Here is an 18521-nt window from a genome sequence, read left to right as displayed (position 1 = left end):
TTCTTGCGGCGCTCTCGCTACCGCTACCGCTTCCGTGCGGCCCGGCGGGTTCCGGACCCACCACAACTGTGCGGTTCGGCCCCCGTCGCTGCATCCGTGGTGACACCGGAATGCGGGACCGTGGTGACACCCGCACGCGGTCCGTGCCAGCACGGTGGTGCCGGCGACGGCGCGGGAGGAGACTGAGACGGTCCGGGAGGAGACCGAGACGGTCCGGGAGGAGGCCGGCCGTGCGGCACCGAGTCATCCAGCTGCTCGTCGTGGTCACCGCGGTGCTGGTCGCGGCGATCGCCGCGGCGGTGGACTGGTCGCCGGCGGCGCTGCGGGATCCGGCCCGCACGCTGCTCCTCGGGCCGCGGGAATCCTTCGCCGCCGCCGAGGGGCCGTTCCTGCCGGTGTTCGGGCCCACCGAACTCGCGCTGTTCCTCGGCACCGGAGTCGCATTCGTCGTCTCCGGAGCGATCGCATGGAACAACCGCCCGCACGACCTGAGCGGGCCCCTCATCCTCATGGCCGGCCTGTTGTGGTTCCTCGGCGGCCTGCGACGTTCCGGCGAGCCCGTGGCCTTCACCGTCGGCGTGGCGGCGACGAACCTGTATCTGCCCGTCCTGCTGCAGGCCCTGATCGGGTTCCCGACCGGCCGGCTGCACCGACGGTGGCAGCGTCTGTTCGTGGGCGCCGCGTGGCTTCTCGCCACGATCGGCATCGTGGCCGAGTGGCTGTTCTTCGATCCGCGGACCGCACCCGCGGCATCACCGTCGACGTCGACGAATCTTCTTCTGCTCCGGGATGATCCGTCCCTGGCACAGGCGGTGCAGCTCGTCGTCGGGTTCTGCGCGTTCCTGATCGTGGGCACGCTCGTGCTGGTGGTGATCGTTCGCTGGCGTTCGGGCTCACCGGCGTACCGGGCCGGCTTCGCGCCGCTCGGCGTCGCGTACGGCCTCTCGGCGGTGATCACGATCGTGGTGCTGTCGAGTGCGGTGAGCCTTCCCTGGTCGCCCCCGCCGTGGGTGCTCAACCTGCGCTACCCGACCACGGCGCTGTTTCCGCTGGCGGTGGCGGTCGGTCTCGTCCGGTACCGGCTGGCGCGTGCTGCGGTCAGCGACGCGATGGTGGAGATCGGTTCCGCCCCCATCGGTGTCGGATTCGTCGACGCGCTGCGGCGGGCCGTGCACGACCCGAGCCTGGTGCTGTGGACCTATGCGCCGGAGCGCGCGGCCTACGTCGATCCGGACGGGTCGGTCCACGCTCTTCCCCGCCGTTCCGATTCTCTCGCGGCGACCATCCTCGAACGCGGCGGCACTCCCGTGGGGGCCTTGGTGTACGACCCGTCCCTCGAGACCCAACCCGAGCTGCTCGCCGCGGTCCACAGCGCCACCGCGCTGGCTCTCGAGCACGAACGGTTGCAGGCGGACCTGCAGCTCCGGCTCGACGAGGTACGGCGCTCCCGCGAACGGATCGTCGCGGCCGGCGACATCCAGCGGCGACGCCTCGAGCGCGACCTGCACGACGGTGCGCAGCAACGGCTCGTCGCCGCGTCGCTGTTGTTGCGCCGCGCCCAGCGCGCCGGGGAGGAGGCCGATCTGCGCCGGCTGCTCGCGGACGGTGCCGCCGAACTCGACACCGCCCTGACGGAACTGCGGGAGCTCGCCCGGGGTGTCTACCCGGCGGTGCTCACCGAGCGCGGGCTCGCGGCTGCGCTGCGCTCGCTGGCCGAGCGGGCACCCGTGCCCGTCGGCATCGACGACGGCCTCCCCGGCCGGCCCTCGCCTCCCGTCGAGCTCGCCGCGTACCTCATCGGGGCGGAGGCCGTCACCAATGCCGGAAAGCACTCCGGGGCCACCGCCGTCCGCATCTGCCTGCACCGGGCGGGTGATGCGCTGCGCATGACGATCCGTGACGACGGATGCGGTGGCGCGCGGCCGACGCCCGGCGGGGGGCTGGACGGGCTGCGGGATCGGACCGAGGCTCTCGGCGGCGACCTCGTGCTCGACAGTCCCGAGGGCCGCGGCACGACCGTCGACATCACGCTCCCGTTCCACCTCGACGTCGAGTCCTGACCGGGTCCGACTCTGCCGGACGGTTCCCGGCCCGGCGGATCAGTGCCGTGCCACCTCTCCCAGCACGCGGTCCAGCGCGTCGAGCGCCTCGTCCAACTCGGCGGTGGTGACCGTCAGCGGCGGCCGGAACCGGATGCCGCGCTGCCCGGTTCCGATCATCAGCACGTGCTCGTCGACCCGCAGGCGGGTGAGCACGGCGTCGCGGACGGTGGGCGTGGGCAGGGTGAACGCGCACATCAGGCCGCGTCCGCGCGGCTCGCCGACCAGCCGGTGGCGGCCGGCGAGCTGGTTCAGCCCGGACAGCAGATGCGCCCCGGTCATGCGCGCCCGGTCGACGAGCCGGTCCCGCTCGATCACCTCCAGAATGCGCCGGGCGCGGACCATGTCGGTCAGGCTGCCACCCCAGGTGGAGTTGAGCCGCGACGAGACCATGAAGACGTTGTCGGGGATCTCGTCGATCCGGCCGCCGGCCATGATGCCGCAGACCTGGGTCTTCTTGCCGAAGGCGACGATGTCGGGTGCGACGCCGAACTGCTGGTACGCCCAGGTGGTTCCCGTCAGCCCGACGCCGGTCTGCACCTCGTCGAAGATCAGCAGCGCATCGTGCCGGCGGCACAGTTCCGCCATGGCCTGGAAGAACTGCGGCCGGAAGTGATGGTCGCCGCCCTCGCCCTGGATGGGTTCGGCGATGAAACACGCGATGTCGTGCGGATTCTCGGCGAACGCCCGGCGCGCCTGCTGCAGCGCATGCGCCTCCGCGGCCTCGATGTCGCGGTCGTCGGCGAGGTAGGGCGCGTCGATGCGCGGCCAGCGGAACTTGGGGTACCGGGCCGTCTTGATCGGGTCCGTGTTGGTGAGGGACATCGTGTAGCCGGTGCGACCGTGGAACGCCTCGGTCAGGTGGAGAACGCTGCCCCCGAGGTCGGAGCCGAGTCCGCGCGCCTCGTTGAGCCGGCTCTTCCAGTCGAAGGCCGCCTTGAGTGCGTTCTCCACCGCGAGCCCGCCGCCGTCGACGAAGAACAGGTGCGGCAGGGCCGGGTCGCCGAGCACCCGCGCGAAGGTGTCGACGAACCGGGCCATCGCCACCGTGTAGATGTCGGAGTTGCTGGGCTTGTTCGCGGCGGCCGTGGCGAGTTCGGCGGCGAACGCCGGGTCGTCGACGATGTCGGGCGGGTTCATCCCGAGCGCGGAGGATGCGAAGAACCCGAACATGTCGAGGTAGGTCGTGCCGTCCCGTTGATCGACGAGCCGCACGCCCCGCGATCGGTCGAGGTCGAGGACGAGGTCGAACCCGTCCACCAGCAGATGTTCGCGCAGAACGGCGTGTACCCGGCTCGGGGGCAGCTCGCGGGCACCGTCCGGGTGTCGGAATGCAGTGCTCATGCCCAGAGAGTACGTCAAAGTTCCGCCAAGATCGGCGCGATAAAGGAAGATCACCCCTTCCTTCGACTATCGTTCGTAAAATGTTTGGAGGATGACGGTGCTGCGGGTGGCCACATTCGCCGTCGCGCGGATCTCCTGGAGCAGTTGTTCGAGCGCCCGAGGCGAGGCGACGCGCACGAGCAGGATGTAGCTCTCGTCCCCCGCCACGGAGTGGCAGGATTCGATGGCGTCGATGTGCCGCAACCGCGCCGGCGCGTCATCGGGTTGGGACGGGTCGAGAGGGGTGATCGCGACGAACGCCGACAGCATCAACCCGAGCGCTTCGGGATCGACCTTCGCCGCGTATCCGCGGATCACCTGCCGGGCTTCGAGGCGGCGAACCCGGGACTGCACCGCGGAGATCGACAATCCGGCCTTCTCGGCGAGAGTGGCCAGCGTCGCCCGGCCGTCCACCACCAGTTCGCGCATGAGCAGCCGGTCGATCTCGTCCAGGGACTCCTTCGAGTTTTCCGCCATCAGCGCAGGCTAATCGAACCGGAAAGGACATCGACGATGAATCCGACTGGCAATCTGCACGATCGCGCCGCGGCCGCGCTGCGTCGCTGCGGGGCGAGCGCCCCCGCCCTCGACGGCGCCCACACGGTCACCAGCCCGATCGACGGCTCGGAGCTCGCGCGGTTGCACCCCGCCCGCGCCGCGGACGTCGACGCCACGGTCGCCGCGGCGAGCGCGGCCTTCGGGCACTGGCGGCAGGTCCCGGCGCCGATGCGGGGACGGCTGGTCCGCAGGCTCGGGGACCTGCTCGGCGAGCACAAGTCCGATCTCGCCGAGCTCGTCACGCTCGAGGCCGGGAAGATCCCCTCCGAAGCGCTCGGCGAGGTGCAGGAGATGATCGACATCTGCGAGTTCGCGGTCGGCCTCTCGCGCCAGCTCTACGGCCGCACGATGCCCTCCGAGCGACCCGGCCACCGGCTGATGGAGACGTGGCATCCGCTGGGGGTGGTCGCGGTGATCTCTGCGTTCAACTTCCCCGTCGCCGTGTGGTCCTGGAACACCGCGATCGCGCTCGTGTGCGGCGATCCGGTGGTGTGGAAGCCCTCCGAGAAGACCCCGCTCACGGCGCTGGCCTGCCACGCGCTGCTCGAGCGGGCCGCGGGCGACGTGGGCGCCCCCGCCGGCCTGCACCACGTCCTGGTCGGCGACGCCGCCGTCGGCGAGGCGCTGGTCGACGATCCGCGCGTCGCGCTGGTCAGCGCGACGGGCTCGATCCGGATGGGCCGCATCGTCGCGCCCCGGGTGGCGGCGCGGTTCGGGCGCTGCCTGCTCGAACTCGGCGGCAACAACGGCGCGATCGTCGGCCCCTCCGCCGACCTCGACCTCGCCGTGCGGGCCGTGGTGTTCGCCGCGGCCGGCACCGCCGGGCAGCGCTGCACCACCCTGCGACGGCTGATCGCCCACCGCTCCGTCGTCGACGAGCTGACCGAGCGGATCGCCAAGGCCTACTCGGGGCTGCGGGTGGGCGATCCGTTCGACGACGGGGTGCTCGTCGGACCGCTGATCGACGGCCGTGCCCACGCCGCGATGCGGACCGCGCTCGAGCGCGCCGAACTCGACGGCGGCATTCTCGTCACCGGCGGCGACGCGGTCGAGGTCCCCGGTGACGGGGTGTACGTCCGGCCCGCGGTCGTGCGGATGCCGGCGCAGACGGACGTGGTGCGGGAGGAGACGTTCGCCCCGATCCTCTACGTGCTGACCTACGACGGCTTCGACGAGGCGATCGCCCTGCACAACGGGGTACCCCAAGGACTTTCGTCGTCGATCTTCACCACCGACCAGCGCGAGGCCGAGCGCTTCCTCGCCGCCTCGGACTGCGGCATCGCCAATGTCAACATCGGCACCTCCGGCGCGGAGATCGGGGGCGCGTTCGGCGGCGAGAAGGAGACCGGCGGCGGCCGCGAGTCGGGTTCGGACTCGTGGAAGGCGTACATGCGCCGCGCCACCAACACGATCAACTACTCCGACGATCTGCCGCTGGCGCAGGGTGTGGAGTTCGGTTGAGCGACAAGCTGGTTCCGTACCGACTGTGGGGGTGCCGACCGGACCGGTTCGACACCGAGATCGAGGGCGAGTTCGCGTGGACCGACCACATCGTGCGGACCCTCGGCGCGGCGTTCGAGCCGGCCGGCGCCGAGATCCGGAGGGAGGTGTCCCTGCTGCCGGAGACACACGGCGTCAGCGTGCGCGCGGACGGGCTGACGCTGGGCATCCTCGGCGACGGCGACGCGCTGCGCTACGGGCCGGTGCTCCGCCGTGTCGTCGCAGGCGGGTATCTGCCGACCGTGCCGGGCCGCATCTGGGCCGCCGATGCGGGCGCCTACAACGACGACCCGGCCCGCAGCGGCCGCGTCATCGCCCGCGTCTCGGTCAGCCTCGGCGCCCCGGCCCGACTGGTGCCCCGCAACGATCCTCCGGACGTGCCCTACACGCTGCTGCCCCCGGGCCGGACCCTCCAGGTCACCGGGGAGGAACGACACTTCGACCTGCTGCACCCCTACGCCGACCCGCCCGGCAAGTACGCCCTGCTCGTCACCCTCCACGAGGCGGACGGCGCGCTGGTGGAGGTGCGGGTGGACGACCGGGCGTGCGGATACCTGGGCCGGCGGTCCAGTGCGCGTCTGCTGCCGATCGTGACGCACCTGTCCGCGCGTGGACTCCGCACCGCCGCGCGGGCCGCGGTGAGCGGATCCCGGCTGGCGGCCGAGGTGACGGTGTCGGTGACGCCGGCCGACGAGATCGACGAGCGCGTCCTGGACGGACCGCCGGTGGTCGTGCCGCGGCTGGCGCCCGGCCCGGTCGCCGACCCGCCCGACCCGGTGCTGCCGATGCACCGGTACCACGGGTGGGGCGGGCAGATCGTCGTGCAGGGCGACCGGCTGTGGATCCTGCGGGAGGGCCCCGTGGCGCGGGCGTTGGGTCCGGTTCCGTTGACGCCCAAGCGGATCCGTCTGCGGGACGTGGTGGACGTGCAGTTCCGCCCGGCGCTGCCCCAGACCGACGGCATGCTCCGGATCGTGACGGGCAGCGGCCGGGACGGCGCGCCGGCGTCGGCGGATCCCGACACGGTGGTGTTCCACCATCCCGACCGGCAGCGATTCCAGGCGCTCGCCGAGTGGCTGCGGCACGTCGCAGCCGTGAACGCCGGACCGCCGTCGTGAGAGGCACCCCTCAGGGCCGCCGCAGCAGCTCGGCCTCCCCCGGTTCGACGACGATCGTGGCCGGTTCGGTCCGGCCGTAGTACCGCGTACGCAGGAGCCAGCTCCGCGCGTGGGACAGTTCCGAGCGCCACCCGGCCAGGTAGTACTTCCGGCCGAAGCGGGCCATGACGGTCGCCGGTGGCCCGCCCGGCCGCACGGTGGCCCGGCCGTGCAGCCGCAGGACGGGTCCCCGCTCGCCGTCGTCGAGCAGCACCACGACGTCGGGATTCGCGGCCGCGTTGCGCGCCGCCACGGTGCTGCGACCGGTGCCGAAGTACAACCGGCCGTCGACCTGCACGAACCACAGCGGGGCCAGGGCCGCCGCGCCCTTCGGGGAGCGGGTTGCCAGGCGCGCGACGAGGGCACGGTCGAGGAAGTCGCGCACGACGGCGTCGTCCGCCTTCACGCGTCCCGCTCCTCGTGCAGGGTCGCGTAGTCCCACGCGGTGGCCCGCCGGGGCGTGAACACGAACCAGGCGAGGTCCTCGCGACCGTCGGGGGCGGGGGCATCCGCCGCGGCGAGGCGTCCGCGCCAGTTCACCGCCCGCAGCTCGAACCAGAATTCGCCGTCGTCGAGCAGGACGGTGACCCGGTCGAGACCGGCCGACGGCGGCACCGACTCCCGCGGCACACCGACCCACAACTCGCCGTCGCGTCGCCGGACCCGCGCGGGCAGCGCAGTGACCGCACCGGCGTCGTCGAACGCGACCGCCGCCCGACCGTGCTCGAGCAGCCTGCCGGCAAGCGATTCCGGTTCGACGCGCTGGGTGATCCGCCCCATGCCGACAGACGATACCTCCGGATCATCCGCGGCGGCCGGGATCGCGCGGGGCCGGCCGGATCCGGATCGGTTCGGGCACCGTGACGGTCTCGTTGCCGGGCAACGGCTCCCCGCGGCGCCGCCCGACGTCGGCAACCGTGTCGACGTCCGCGAGCGGCTGCGCCCCCTGCCGCGCGACGGCCTCGTCGTAGAGCTCGAACCACGGGAATCCGCGCCCGGTGTAGTCGGCGGCGGCCAGGGGCCGGGTCGGTGGGTCCTCCCCGGTGACCGTGCGCCACTGCTCGCTGTTCACCAGGTGCACGTCGACGACCGAGCGGTGGTCGAGGTCCCACGCATCGTGCGGTTCGACCGGGGTGGCGACGCCCTGCTCGACGGACCCGCCGGCACCGAGCCCCATGGCCGCGGCCGGCGCGAAGGAGTGCATCGGACGCCGGGCGTCGAACTCGGCACGTTCCTCCCATCGTCGCGCCCGCATGGGGTACGCCGCGATGCGGATCCCGCCCTGCGCCGGCTCGGACCGCAGCTGCTCCTCGACGCCGTAGCCGGAACCGAGCGGCATCGCGACGAACTGGCGCACCCGCCCCTGCGCCACGACGAAGCCGTCGAGCCACGGTTGCGCCGGCACCTCGAGGTAGTCCTCGCGTTCGAAGTCCGGCACCGGCGACCAGGTTTCGCCGGTGAGCGCGTCGACGTCCCCGGCGGCGACCTTCACCAGGAACGGGTACCGGGACTCGAACCCGAGCCAGCACGCCTCCGACTGCCACATCGGCATCACCAGTCCGCCGCGGGACCGCCACGAGTCCGGTATCCGGGCGTCGTCGAGTCCGGCGACAGCCCGCAGCGGGAACCGTCCCAGGCCGGGCGGCAACGGGTAGGTGTTGCCGTCGTCCGGCACCCGCAGGGTGCGGTGGAACGAGACGGCCATGCGGGCGGCGGCGTGCACCTCGGGGAACTCGAACACCAGGCGGTCCTTCTCGAGAGCGAGCGCCACGTCGTCCCTCCCGTCCGCATGCTCCGGTGCCGTTCACGTGCGGGTGAGGGTACGCCGACCGGACGGGCCGGTCGAGCAGTTGCGCCGAGCGCCTATCGGCTCACGTGACCCGGGCCACAGCTGTGGTAGACCAAGGGGCATGTTTCCTGGGAACTTCGTCGCCACGACCCCCGACAAGCCCGCCATCGTGCGGCCCGCCACCGGGGAGTCGCTCACCTACCGGCAGCTCGACGAGAGCTCCGTCCGCCTCGCGAAATACCTGCGCGCCGCCGGACTCGAGCCGGGCGACCACATCGCGCTGATCTCGGACAACGACCTGCGGGTGATGGAGGTCTACTGGGCGGCGCTGCGTTCCGGCCTGTACGTCACGGTGGTCAACTGGCACCTCACCCCCTCCGAGGCCGCCTACGTGGTCAACGACTGCGGCGCGAAGGTGCTCCTCGCCTCGGCGGGCGCGGCGACCGCGATCGACACCCGTTCCGGGGCTTACCCGAACGTGATCCGCCGGCTCGTGTACGGCGGTGCACTGCCCGGCTTCGACGACTACGCCCACGCGCTCGCGGCATTCGACGCCTCGCCGCTGGAGTCGCAGCCGCGTGGTCAGGACATGCTCTACTCCTCGGGCACCACCGGCCGGCCCAAGGGCATCAAGCCGAAGCTGCCCGAGGGACAGGTCCAGGACGTCCCGGACCCCTACACGGCGGTGTTCGCCCCGATGTACGGCTTCGATGCCGAGTCGGTGTACCTGTGCCCGGCCCCGCTGTATCACGCTGCGCCGCTTCGCTTCTGCGGAGTGGTGCAGTCCGTCGGGGGCACGGTGGTCCTCATGGACCGGTTCGAGCCGGAGGAGGCGCTCGCCCTGATCGAGCGTTACCGCGTCACCCACAGCCAGTGGGTGCCGACGATGTTCGTGCGGATGCTCAAGCTCCCCGAGGAGGTGCGCGGCAAGTACGACATGTCGAGCCTGAAGGTCGCCATCCACGCGGCGGCGCCGTGCCCGCCGGAGATCAAGCGCGCCATGATCGAGTGGTGGGGCCCGATCGTGTACGAGTACTACGCCTCCACCGAGGGCGCGGGCGCCACGTTCATCGACTCGGAGCAGGCGCTTGCACACCCGGGATCCGTGGGTCGCGACGGCGTGATGGGCGTCGTCCACATCTGCGACGACAGCGGCGCCGAGCTGCCGGTCGGTGCCACCGGCACGGTGTGGTGGGAGCGCGACGAGCGGCCGTTCGAGTACCACAACGACCCGGAGAAGACCGAGGAGGCGACGCACCCCGATCATCCGACCTGGACCACCAGCGGCGACATCGGATACCTCGACGAGGAGCGCTACCTGTACCTCACCGACCGGGCCGCGTTCACGATCATCTCCGGCGGCGTGAACATCTACCCGCAGGAATCGGAGAACGTCCTCACCCTGCACCCCAAGGTGTACGACGTCGCGGTGATCGGGGTCCCCAACGAGGAGATGGGCGAGGAGGTCAAGGCCGTCGTCCAGCTCGCCGACGGCGTCGAGCCCGGACCCGAGGTCGAGCGCGAGCTCCTCGACTTCGTCCGCGAGCGCGTCTCCCACTTCAAGGCGCCGCGCAGCATCGACTTCTCCGACGACCTGCCGCGCACGCCCACCGGCAAGCTCGTCAAACACAAGCTGCGCGCCCGCTACCTCACCCCGGCAGGCTGACCGTGTCCGCCGATCTCGCCGAACTCGCCGACCAGCTCCCGGCCGGCGCGCTGATCACCGATCCGGACCTGCTCGCCGGGTACCGGCAGGACTGGGCGCGCGATCCGGACGCGGCGGTGCCGCGCGCGGTCGTGCGGGCCACGCGCACGGCGGACGTGCAAGCCACACTGCGATGGGCGAGCGCCCACCGGGTGCCCGTGGTGCCGCGCGGCGCGGGCACCAGCCTGTCCGGCGGGGCGGGCGGGGTGCCGGGCGGGATCGTGCTGAGCACCGAGCGGATGCGGGCGATCACCGTGGACCCGGTCACCCGCACGGCGGTCGTCCAGCCGGGACTGCTCAACGCCGAGGTCAAGCGGGCCGCGGCCGAGCACGGGCTGTGGTATCCGCCCGACCCGTCCTCGTTCGAGATGTGCACGATCGGCGGCAACGCGGCGACCAACGCCGGGGGGCTGTGCTGCGTGAAGTACGGCGTCACCACGGACTACGTCCTCGGCCTCGAGGTGGTGCTCGCCGACGGCACCGCGGTGCGGCTCGGCGGACCCCGCCTCAAGGACGTGGCGGGCCTGTCGCTGACCAAGCTGTTCGTCGGCAGCGAGGGCACCCTCGGCATCATCACCGAGGTGACCCTGCGGCTCCTCCCGCCGCAACCGCCGGCATCGACGATGGTCGCCACGTTCGGCTCGGTCCAGGCCGCGGCCGACGCGGTGCTGGCCGTGACGGCCACGTTGCGCCCGGCGATGCTCGAGTTCATGGACCGCGCCTCGATCAATGCGGTCGAGGACGCGCTGCACATGGGACTGGACCGCGACACCGAGGCGATGCTCATCGCCCGGTCCGACGCGCCCGGCACGGCCTCGGCGCAGGAGATCGCGACGATGGTGCGGGCGTGCGAGGACGCCGGTGCCGAGGAGGTGTTCTCGACCGACGACCCCGAGGAGGGCGAGGCGTTCGCGGCGGCGCGGCGGATGGCCATCCCGGCGGTCGAACGGACCGGCAGCCTGCTGCTCGAGGATGTCGGCGTGCCCCTGCCGGCCCTGCCGGCACTGGTCGGGGGTGTCGCCGAGATCGCCGACCGCAATGCGGTGACGGTGGCGGTGATCGCGCACGCCGGCGACGGCAACACCCATCCGCTGATCGTGTACGACCCCGCCGACGCCGACCAGACGGCCCGCGCGCACGTGGCCTTCGGGCAGATCATGGACCTGGCGATCGCGCTGGGCGGCACCATCACCGGGGAGCACGGGGTGGGCCGGCTGAAGAAGGCGTGGCTGCCGGATCAGGTGGGTCCCGACGTGATGGCCCTGACCCGGCGGATCAAGGCGGCGCTCGACCCGGAATCCATCCTCAATCCGGGCGTCATCCTCTGAAGCAAGATCGAGTACGGTGGCCGCGTGCGTGAGGACCGAATCCAGTGAACGCCCGTACGCCCTTGTCGCCGGCGGGCCTGCCGCTGCGCGACACCCGCTACCGGACGTTCGAGCAGTACCCGGAGTTCGCCGCGGCGACAGCCTGGCTGCGCGACTACGTGCGCGCCGCGGTGCCCAACCCGAGGATGAGTGAACGCGAGTACTGGTCGGTGGTGTGCCTGCCGCCGCACGACGGCTCCATCGAGGCGGAACCGCTGGTGAGCGTGCACGTCGGCGCGATCGAGGCCGCGGGGCTGTACGTGGAGGCCCCGGCGGCGCAGCCCCGCCGGATCGGCGGCCGGGTCACCGTGGCCGTCGACGACCTCGAGGCGGCCGCCGGAACGAGCGTGGACGTGCTCGCGGCGGCCCACTCGGACCTGCGGTTCCGCCCCGACGGGCCGGTCGTGTCGATCGGCTGGTCCGCCGGACCCGCCAGCCGCGCGCAGTTCGCCGCCGTACCGTGGGAGCCGGCCGCCGCCGCACTCGTCGGACGCGTGATGCGCAACGGCAAGTGCCGATGGTCGGCTCACCACTGCGCGCAGCTCGCTCGGTTCGCGCTGGCCGACTGACGTCCGGCCCCCGACCCGCCGGCCGGGGGCCACCGGCACGAGCGCGGCGTCCGGGAAACCTCCGGCGTGTCGTACCGGCGGTGCACCATGGAACGGTGACCGACGTCCTGACCCGTTTCTCCGAGCCCACCCGGCAGTGGTTCGCGGGCGCGTTCGAGGCCCCGACCGCCGCGCAGCTCGGGGCCTGGGAGTCGATCTCGTCCGGCGCGCACACCCTGGTGGTGGCCCCCACCGGGTCGGGTAAGACACTCTCGGCGTTCCTGTGGTCGCTCGACCGCCTCGCGGCCACACCGACCGAGCACTCCGGCACCCGCGTGCTCTACGTCTCCCCGCTCAAGGCCCTCGCGGTGGACGTGGAACGGAACCTGCGCTCGCCGCTGGTCGGCATCACCCAGACCGCGCGGCGGCTCGGCCTCGAGCCGCCGGAGATCACCGTCGGCGTACGCTCGGGCGACACGTCGGCGGCGGACCGGCGCGCCCTGATCCGCACCCCGCCGGACATCCTCATCACCACCCCCGAGTCGCTGTTCCTCATGCTCACCTCCGCAGCGCGCGAGACGCTCGCCGGCGTGGAGACCGTCATCGTCGACGAGGTGCACGCCGTCGCCGGAACGAAACGCGGTGCGCACCTTGCTCTTTCTCTCGAACGGCTCGATCTGCTGCTCGGGCGGCCGGCGCAGCGGATCGGCCTGTCGGCGACGGTGCGCCCGCACGAGGAGGTGGGCCGGTTCCTCGCCGGGACCGCGCCGATCCGCATCGTCGCCCCGCCGTCCGCCAAGACGTGGGATCTCACGGTGCGGGTGCCCGTCGAGGACATGACCGAACTGGGCGTGCAGCCGGAACCCTCGGACGACGGGATGCCGGGGGTTCCGCAGGCCGGGTCGATCTGGCCGCACGTCGAGGAGCAGATCGTCGACCTCATCGTCGCGCACCGTTCCACCATCGTGTTCGCCAACTCCCGCCGCCTCGCCGAGCGGTTGACGGCCCGGCTCAACGAGATCCACGCCGAACGCGAGGGGGAGGCGGTGGACCGCCGGCCCCCGCCCCCGGCGCAGATCGGGGCGCCCACCGAGGTCGCGTTCGGCGCGCAGCCGCTGCTGGCGCGGGCGCACCACGGCTCGGTGAGCAAGGACCAGCGGGCGCTGATCGAGGACGACCTGAAGTCGGGGCGGCTGCGCTGCGTCGTCGCCACCTCGAGCCTCGAACTCGGCATCGACATGGGTGCGGTCGACCTCGTGATCCAGGTGTCGGCACCACCGTCGGTGGCGAGCGGACTGCAGCGCGTCGGGCGGGCGGGCCACCAGGTGGGCGAGGTCTCCCGCGGGGTGCTGTTCCCCAAGCACCGCACCGACCTGGTGCACTGCGCGGTCACGGTCGAACGGATGGTGGGCGGGCACATCGAGGCCCTGCAGGTGCCGGCCAACCCGCTGGACGTGCTCGCCCAGCAGACCGTCGCCGCGGTCGCCCTCGAGCCGCTCGACGTGGACGAGTGGTTCGACACGGTGCGGCGCAGCGGCTCCTTCGCGACGCTGCCCCGCTCGGCGTACGAGTCGACGCTGGACCTGCTGGCCGGGCGGTACCCGTCGGACGAGTTCGCCGAGCTGCGGCCCCGGGTGGTGTGGGATCGCACCGCCGGCACCCTCACCGGCCGGCCGGGCGCGCAGCGGCTGGCCGTCACCTCGGGCGGCACGATCCCCGACCGCGGCCTGTTCACCGTGTACATGGTCGGCGAGAAGGCCACCCGGGTCGGAGAACTCGACGAGGAGATGGTGTACGAGTCCCGGGTGGGCGACGTGTTCGCGCTCGGCGCGACGAGCTGGCGCATCGAGGAGATCACCTTCGACCGGGTGCTGGTCTCCCCCGCCTACGGGCAGCCCGGCAGGCTGCCGTTCTGGCACGGTGACGGAGTCGGCCGCCCGGCCGAACTCGGCGCCGCCCTGGGGGCGTTCGTGCGCGAACTGGGACACGCCGATCCGGAGGACGCCGCCGCCCGGTGCCGTCGCGGCGGCCTCGACGACAACGCGACCGCCAACCTGACACGGCTGCTCGAGGAGCAGCGCAACGCCACCGGCCGCCTGCCCACCGACCGGACCCTGGTGGTCGAGCGGTTCCGCGACGAACTCGGCGACTGGCGCCTCGTGCTGCACTCCCCGTACGGGATGCGCGTGCACGCGCCGTGGGCGCTCGCCGTGGGCGCACGGCTGCTCGACCGGTACGGCGTCGAGGCCGCGCCCACGGCCTCGGACGACGGCATCATCGTCCGGCTCCCCGACACCGAGGATGCCCCGCCCGGCGCGGAGGTGTTCGCCTTCGACACCGACGAGATCGAGGACCTGGTCACCGAGCAGGTGGGCGGCTCGGCGCTGTTCGCCTCCCGCTTCCGGGAGTGCGCGGCGCGGGCACTGCTGCTGCCGCGGCGCACGCCCGGCAAGCGGGCGCCGCTGTGGCAGCAGCGGCAGCGCTCGGCGCAGCTGCTCGACGTGGCCCGTCGCTACCCCACCTTCCCGATCCTGCTCGAGACGGTGCGGGAATGCCTGCAGGACGTCTACGACCTGCCCGCCCTGCGGGACCTGCTCGGCCGCGTGGCCCGGCGGCAGGTCCGCATCGTGGAGGTCGAGACGGCCACCGCGTCACCGTTCGCGACCTCACTGCTGTTCGACTACGTCGGCGCGTTCATGTACGAGGGCGACAGCCCCCTGGCAGAACGGCGTGCCGCGGCCCTGTCGCTGGACTCGACACTGCTCGCCGAACTGCTCGGGCGTGTGGAGCTGCGGGAACTGCTCGACGCCGACGTCATTGCCCGGGCCGAACTGGAGCTGCAGCACCTGGCCCCGGACCGCAAGGCCCGCGACGCCGAAGGTGTCGCGGACCTGCTCCGGCTGCTCGGCCCGCTGACCGAGACCGAGATCGCCGAGCGCACCACGGCCGATCCCGCCGCATGGCTCGACGAGCTGGATGTGCAGCGACGGGTGCTGAAGGTGTCCTTCGCCGGCCACGAGCGGTGGTCGGCCATCGAGGACGCCTCGCGTCTCCGGGACGCGCTCGGGGTGCCGTTGCCGATCGGCGTGCCGACGGCGTTCGTCGAGCCGGTGCCCGATCCGCTGGGCGACCTGATCGGCCGGTACGCCCGCACCCACGGCCCGTTCACCGCGGCGGAGGCGGCGGCCCGGTTCGGGCTCGGCACCGCGGTGGTGCAGGACGTGCTGCACCGGCTGGCCGCCGAGAAGCGGGTCAGCGCAGGTGAGTTCCGGCCCGGCACGACGGGCGCCGAGTGGTGCGACACCGAGGTGCTGCGGCGGCTGCGGCGACGGTCGCTCGCGGCGGCACGACACGAGGTGGAGCCGGTCGGCACCGCCACCCTCGGCCGGTTCCTGCCGGCGTGGCAGCACGTGGGCGGCGGCCTGCGCGGGGTGGACGGGGTGGCCGCGGTCGTCGAGCAACTGGCCGGGGTGCCGGTGCCGGCGAGCGCTCTCGAGCCGCTGATCCTCGCGCCGCGGGTGCGGGACTACTCCCCCGCGATGCTCGACGAACTCACCACGACGGGCGAGGTGCTGTGGGCGGGGTCGGGGCAGATCTCCGGCAAGGACGGCTGGGTGTCGCTGCACCTGACCGACACCGCCCCCCTGACCCTCGCGCCGGCGGCCGAGATCGAACAGACCGACGTCCACCGCGGCATCCTGGACACGCTCGCGGGCGGCGGGGCGTTCTTCTTCCGTCAGCTCACCGAGGCCCTCGGCACCACCGACACGGAAACCGCCTCGGCACTGTGGGATCTCGTGTGGGCCGGCCTCGTCTCGGGGGACACGCCGGCCGCGCTGCGCGCCCTCGTCGGCGACACCTCCCGCGCGACCCCCGCGCACCGCACGCCCCGACGCGCCCCGCGCGCCCGGATGTACCGCGGCCGTCCGGCGCTGCCGAGCCGGACCGGGCCACCGACGGTCGGTGGGCGGTGGTCGCTGCTGCCCGACCGGGAAACCGATCCGACGGTGCGCGCCCACGCCGCCGCGGACCTGCTGCTCGAGCGCTACGGTGTGGTCACCCGCGGCGCGGTCGTCGCCGAGGGCGTGCCGGGCGGCTTCGCTCTTATGTACAAGGTACTGAGCCGGTTCGAGGAGACGGGGCGGTGCCGCCGCGGCTACTTCGTCGACACGCTCGGCGGTGCGCAGTTCTCCACCCCGGAGGTCGTGGACCGGTTGCGGTCCTACGGCGAGTCGCTCGAGGGCCGCCACACCGGCACACCCGCGGTGACGCTGGCCGCGTGCGACCCGGCGAACCCGTACGGCGCGGCACTGCCTTGGCCGAAGTCGGCGGCGCCCGAGGACTCGCCGCGGCACCGCCCCGGCCGCAAGGCCGGGGGGCTGGTGGTGCTCGTCGACGGCGAGCTGGGTCTGTTCGTCGAACGCGGCGGCCGCACGGTACTGACGTTCACCGAGGACCCGGGGATACTCCGCGGTGCGTGCGCGTCACTGGCCGGGTCGGTCAAGGGCGGGGGCCTCGACACGCTCGTCGTCGAGAAGGTCGACGGCAGTTCCATTCACGGTCACCTGTTCGCGGAATTCCTCGCCGAGGCCGGCTTCTCGGCCACCCCCCGCGGTTTCCGGTTGAGGGCCTGATGCCCGAGGGCGACACCGTCTTCCAGGCGGCCACCCGGCTGCGCCGCGCCCTCGCGGGAAAGCCGTTGACGCGCTGCGACATCCGCGTGCCCCGGTACGCGACGGTCGATCTGACCGGCACCGTGGTCGACGAGGTGCTCGCCCGGGGCAAGCATCTTCTGATCCGCGTCGGTGCGCACACCCTCCACACCCACCTGAAGATGGAGGGGGTGTGGGACGTCCACGCGCCCGGGACCCGCTGGCGCCGTCAGGGATATCACGCCAGGATCGTGCTCGCGGTCGCGGACGCCGAGGCCGTGGGCTTCGACCTCGGGATCGTCGAGGTGCTGGACCGCGACCGCGAGGAGGAGGCCGTGGGACACCTGGGACCCGATCTGCTCGGCCCGGACTGGGACCCGGCAGCCGCCGCCGCGAACCTGATGCGCGATCCGGGCCGACCCGTCGGTCTGGCGCTGCTCGATCAACGGGTGATGGCCGGGGTGGGCAACGTGTACCGGTGCGAGCTGTGCTTCCTGCGGGGCGTGCACCCGTCGACACCGGTCGCGGACGCGGGAGATGCGGCCGCCTGGGTCGATCTGGCGCACCGCCTGCTGGTGTTCAACCGGGACCGCGTCAGCCGGATCACCACCGGCGACCGCCGGCCCGGCCGGGGCACATGGGTATACGGACGCGCGGGCAAGCCGTGCCGCCGGTGCGGAACCACGATCCGGACCGGCATGCTGGGGTCGGCGAGCGACCCGGATCGCAAGATCGACTGGTGCCCGCACTGTCAGCCGCGCGACGGGGACGGCTGAGCCGGCGCGTCCCGCCGACTCGGTCGTCCCGCAGCTCGGTGGTTGCGCAGCTCGGTGGTTGCGCAGCTCAGTGGTTGCGCAGCGCGTCGATGAGCTCGCCCTTGCGCTTGGACGAGTAGCCCGAGATCCCGAGCTCCTTGGCCCTCTTCTTCAACTCGTCGACGGTCCAGTCCTCGTAGGACCCCGACGTACCGCCCTTGTGGCCGACGGAGGACCGGCCGCGCTTCGCCGCCGCGTTCGAGATCCGGGCGGCCTTCTCCTTGGAGGCGCCGTCGTCGCGCAGTTCCTGATACAGCTTCTCGTCCTTGATCGACGACCTGGGCATGATGCCCCTCCTTTCGTCGAGCGTGCCGTCGTCTCGCGAATACCCCTCCGCCTGCGGCCCTACACTTCCGGCCTGGACGAGCAGGCCCACGCAGTGCCGCACCAACCGCTCCGGCGACACCGCGACGGTGCCGTCCAGATAGCCGATGAACAGGCTCGTCAGCGCCCCGACGAGCCCGACCGCCACCATGTGCCGCTCCTCGCGGTCGGCGATCGCCGTGAGCTGCTGCTGGACGAGCAGCACGAACGTGGGAGCGAGGTCGAGTCCCTGACCACCGAGCGACGGCTCCCGCAGCGGGCCGAGCAGCAGCACCCGGCCCAGGGCCGGGCGGTCGACGATCAGCTCGACGAAGGCCCGGACCGCCGCCTCGGGAAGATCCCCCGGTCGCGGGGCCGTACCGACCGCGGCCTCCAGCGCCGTGCGCACCTGTTCGCCGACGGCGGCATACACGGCGCGCACGAACGCGTCCCGGTCGTCGAAGCTTTCGTAGAAGTACCGTTCCGTCAGTCCGGCCGCCCGGCACACGGCGCGCACGTTGACCGCCGGCCCCTCGGGCGCGCCGAGCAGATCGATGCCCACCGAGAGCAGCGCGTCGCGGCGTGCCCGCCGGCGTTCCGTCATGTCGGTGCCGCCCCAGCGCCGTCGCACCCTCTCCACCACCG

At 72.6% G+C, this 18521-nt stretch carries 14 protein-coding genes and 1 pseudogene; 8 read left to right on the top strand and 7 right to left on the bottom strand.

What is annotated here, in order from left to right; translation table 11 throughout:
• The first annotated feature begins 230 nt into the window (after nucleotides 1-230).
• Nucleotides 231-2060: an ATP-binding protein gene (locus JYA75_RS14370; protein ID WP_239010586.1), complete on the top strand. Its 1830-nt coding sequence runs from the start codon at nucleotides 231-233 to the stop codon at nucleotides 2058-2060.
• Between the two features lie 39 nt (nucleotides 2061-2099).
• On the opposite strand, the gene lat is transcribed toward JYA75_RS14370, so the two are convergent.
• A complete protein-coding gene (lat, locus tag JYA75_RS14365) occupies nucleotides 2100-3443 on the bottom strand; it encodes an L-lysine 6-transaminase (RefSeq protein ID WP_203330125.1) in 1344 nt (447 codons plus the stop codon).
• A gap of 66 nt (nucleotides 3444-3509) precedes the next feature.
• Entirely contained in the window at nucleotides 3510-3959 is a 450-nt protein-coding gene (locus tag JYA75_RS14360; RefSeq protein ID WP_006939604.1) for an Lrp/AsnC family transcriptional regulator, read from the bottom strand.
• Nucleotides 3960-3995: 36 nt separating this feature from the next.
• Here JYA75_RS14360 and JYA75_RS14355 point away from each other — a divergent pair, with 36 nt between their 5' ends.
• Together JYA75_RS14355 and JYA75_RS14350 are read left to right on the top strand one after the other, a co-directional pair.
• On the top strand, nucleotides 3996-5501 hold the full coding sequence (locus JYA75_RS14355; RefSeq protein ID WP_006939606.1) for an aldehyde dehydrogenase family protein: 1506 nt from the start codon (nucleotides 3996-3998) through the stop codon (nucleotides 5499-5501).
• Nucleotides 5498-6658, top strand: coding sequence for a hypothetical protein (locus JYA75_RS14350; protein WP_102799822.1), 1161 nt, complete (start codon nucleotides 5498-5500; stop codon nucleotides 6656-6658). The genes JYA75_RS14355 and JYA75_RS14350 overlap by 4 nt, the downstream gene beginning before the upstream one ends.
• A gap of 10 nt (nucleotides 6659-6668) precedes the next feature.
• Here JYA75_RS14350 and JYA75_RS14345 read toward each other — a convergent pair whose 3' ends face one another.
• The 3 genes from JYA75_RS14345 to JYA75_RS14335 are packed head-to-tail and all read right to left on the bottom strand — an operon-like array spanning nucleotide 6669 to nucleotide 8468.
• Complete coding sequence (locus JYA75_RS14345) at nucleotides 6669-7103, bottom strand: pyridoxamine 5'-phosphate oxidase family protein (RefSeq protein WP_006939609.1); 435 nt, start codon at nucleotides 7101-7103, stop codon at nucleotides 6669-6671.
• Nucleotides 7100-7477: a hypothetical protein gene (locus JYA75_RS14340; RefSeq protein ID WP_065922383.1), complete on the bottom strand. Its 378-nt coding sequence runs from the start codon at nucleotides 7475-7477 to the stop codon at nucleotides 7100-7102. The genes JYA75_RS14345 and JYA75_RS14340 overlap by 4 nt, the downstream gene beginning before the upstream one ends.
• 22 nt (nucleotides 7478-7499) lie before the next feature.
• The gene (locus JYA75_RS14335; RefSeq protein WP_029544674.1) at nucleotides 7500-8468 is read right to left on the bottom strand and encodes a hypothetical protein; all 969 of its coding nucleotides are present in this window, start codon (nucleotides 8466-8468) and stop codon (nucleotides 7500-7502) included.
• Nucleotides 8469-8607: 139 nt separating this feature from the next.
• Here JYA75_RS14335 and JYA75_RS14330 point away from each other — a divergent pair, with 139 nt between their 5' ends.
• The 5 genes from JYA75_RS14330 to JYA75_RS14310 all read left to right on the top strand — a co-directional run bounded on the left by JYA75_RS14330 (nucleotide 8608) and on the right by JYA75_RS14310 (nucleotide 17534).
• Nucleotides 8608-10152 carry an AMP-binding protein gene (locus JYA75_RS14330; protein WP_203330124.1) on the top strand — a complete coding sequence of 515 codons (1545 nt, stop codon included), beginning with the start codon at nucleotides 8608-8610 and terminating at the stop codon, nucleotides 10150-10152.
• Nucleotides 10149-11519 carry an FAD-linked oxidase C-terminal domain-containing protein gene (locus JYA75_RS14325; protein WP_029547231.1) on the top strand — a complete coding sequence of 457 codons (1371 nt, stop codon included), beginning with the start codon at nucleotides 10149-10151 and terminating at the stop codon, nucleotides 11517-11519. The genes JYA75_RS14330 and JYA75_RS14325 overlap by 4 nt, the downstream gene beginning before the upstream one ends.
• Nucleotides 11520-11563: 44 nt before the next feature.
• Nucleotides 11564-12127, top strand: a complete 564-nt coding sequence (locus JYA75_RS14320) for a hypothetical protein (RefSeq protein ID WP_161995062.1) — start codon at nucleotides 11564-11566, stop codon at nucleotides 12125-12127.
• A 95-nt stretch (nucleotides 12128-12222) separates the two neighbouring features.
• Nucleotides 12223-16740 carry an ATP-dependent helicase gene (locus JYA75_RS14315; protein WP_161995063.1) on the top strand — a complete coding sequence of 1506 codons (4518 nt, stop codon included), beginning with the start codon at nucleotides 12223-12225 and terminating at the stop codon, nucleotides 16738-16740.
• Nucleotides 16740-17534, top strand: a complete 795-nt coding sequence (locus JYA75_RS14310) for a DNA-formamidopyrimidine glycosylase family protein (RefSeq protein WP_065922379.1) — start codon at nucleotides 16740-16742, stop codon at nucleotides 17532-17534. Before JYA75_RS14315 ends, JYA75_RS14310 begins: the two co-directional genes overlap by 1 nt.
• A 67-nt stretch (nucleotides 17535-17601) precedes the next feature.
• On the opposite strand, the gene JYA75_RS14305 is transcribed toward JYA75_RS14310, so the two are convergent.
• Both JYA75_RS14305 and JYA75_RS14300 read right to left on the bottom strand, forming a co-directional pair.
• Nucleotides 17602-17859: a Rho termination factor N-terminal domain-containing protein gene (locus tag JYA75_RS14305; RefSeq protein WP_029544682.1), complete on the bottom strand. Its 258-nt coding sequence runs from the start codon at nucleotides 17857-17859 to the stop codon at nucleotides 17602-17604.
• A 69-nt stretch (nucleotides 17860-17928) separates the two neighbouring features.
• Nucleotides 17929-18480 (bottom strand): annotated as a pseudogene (locus tag JYA75_RS14300) (TetR/AcrR family transcriptional regulator); the annotation flags it as partial.
• Nucleotides 18481-18521 lie beyond the last annotated feature (41 nt).

It is taken from the genome of Rhodococcus sp. PSBB066, from assembly GCF_017068255.1.
Taxonomy (GTDB): Bacteria; Actinomycetota; Actinomycetes; order Mycobacteriales; family Mycobacteriaceae; genus Rhodococcus; species Rhodococcus aetherivorans.
Note: the sequence above shows the minus strand (reverse complement) of the source record. Positions and strands in the feature narration are given on the sequence as shown.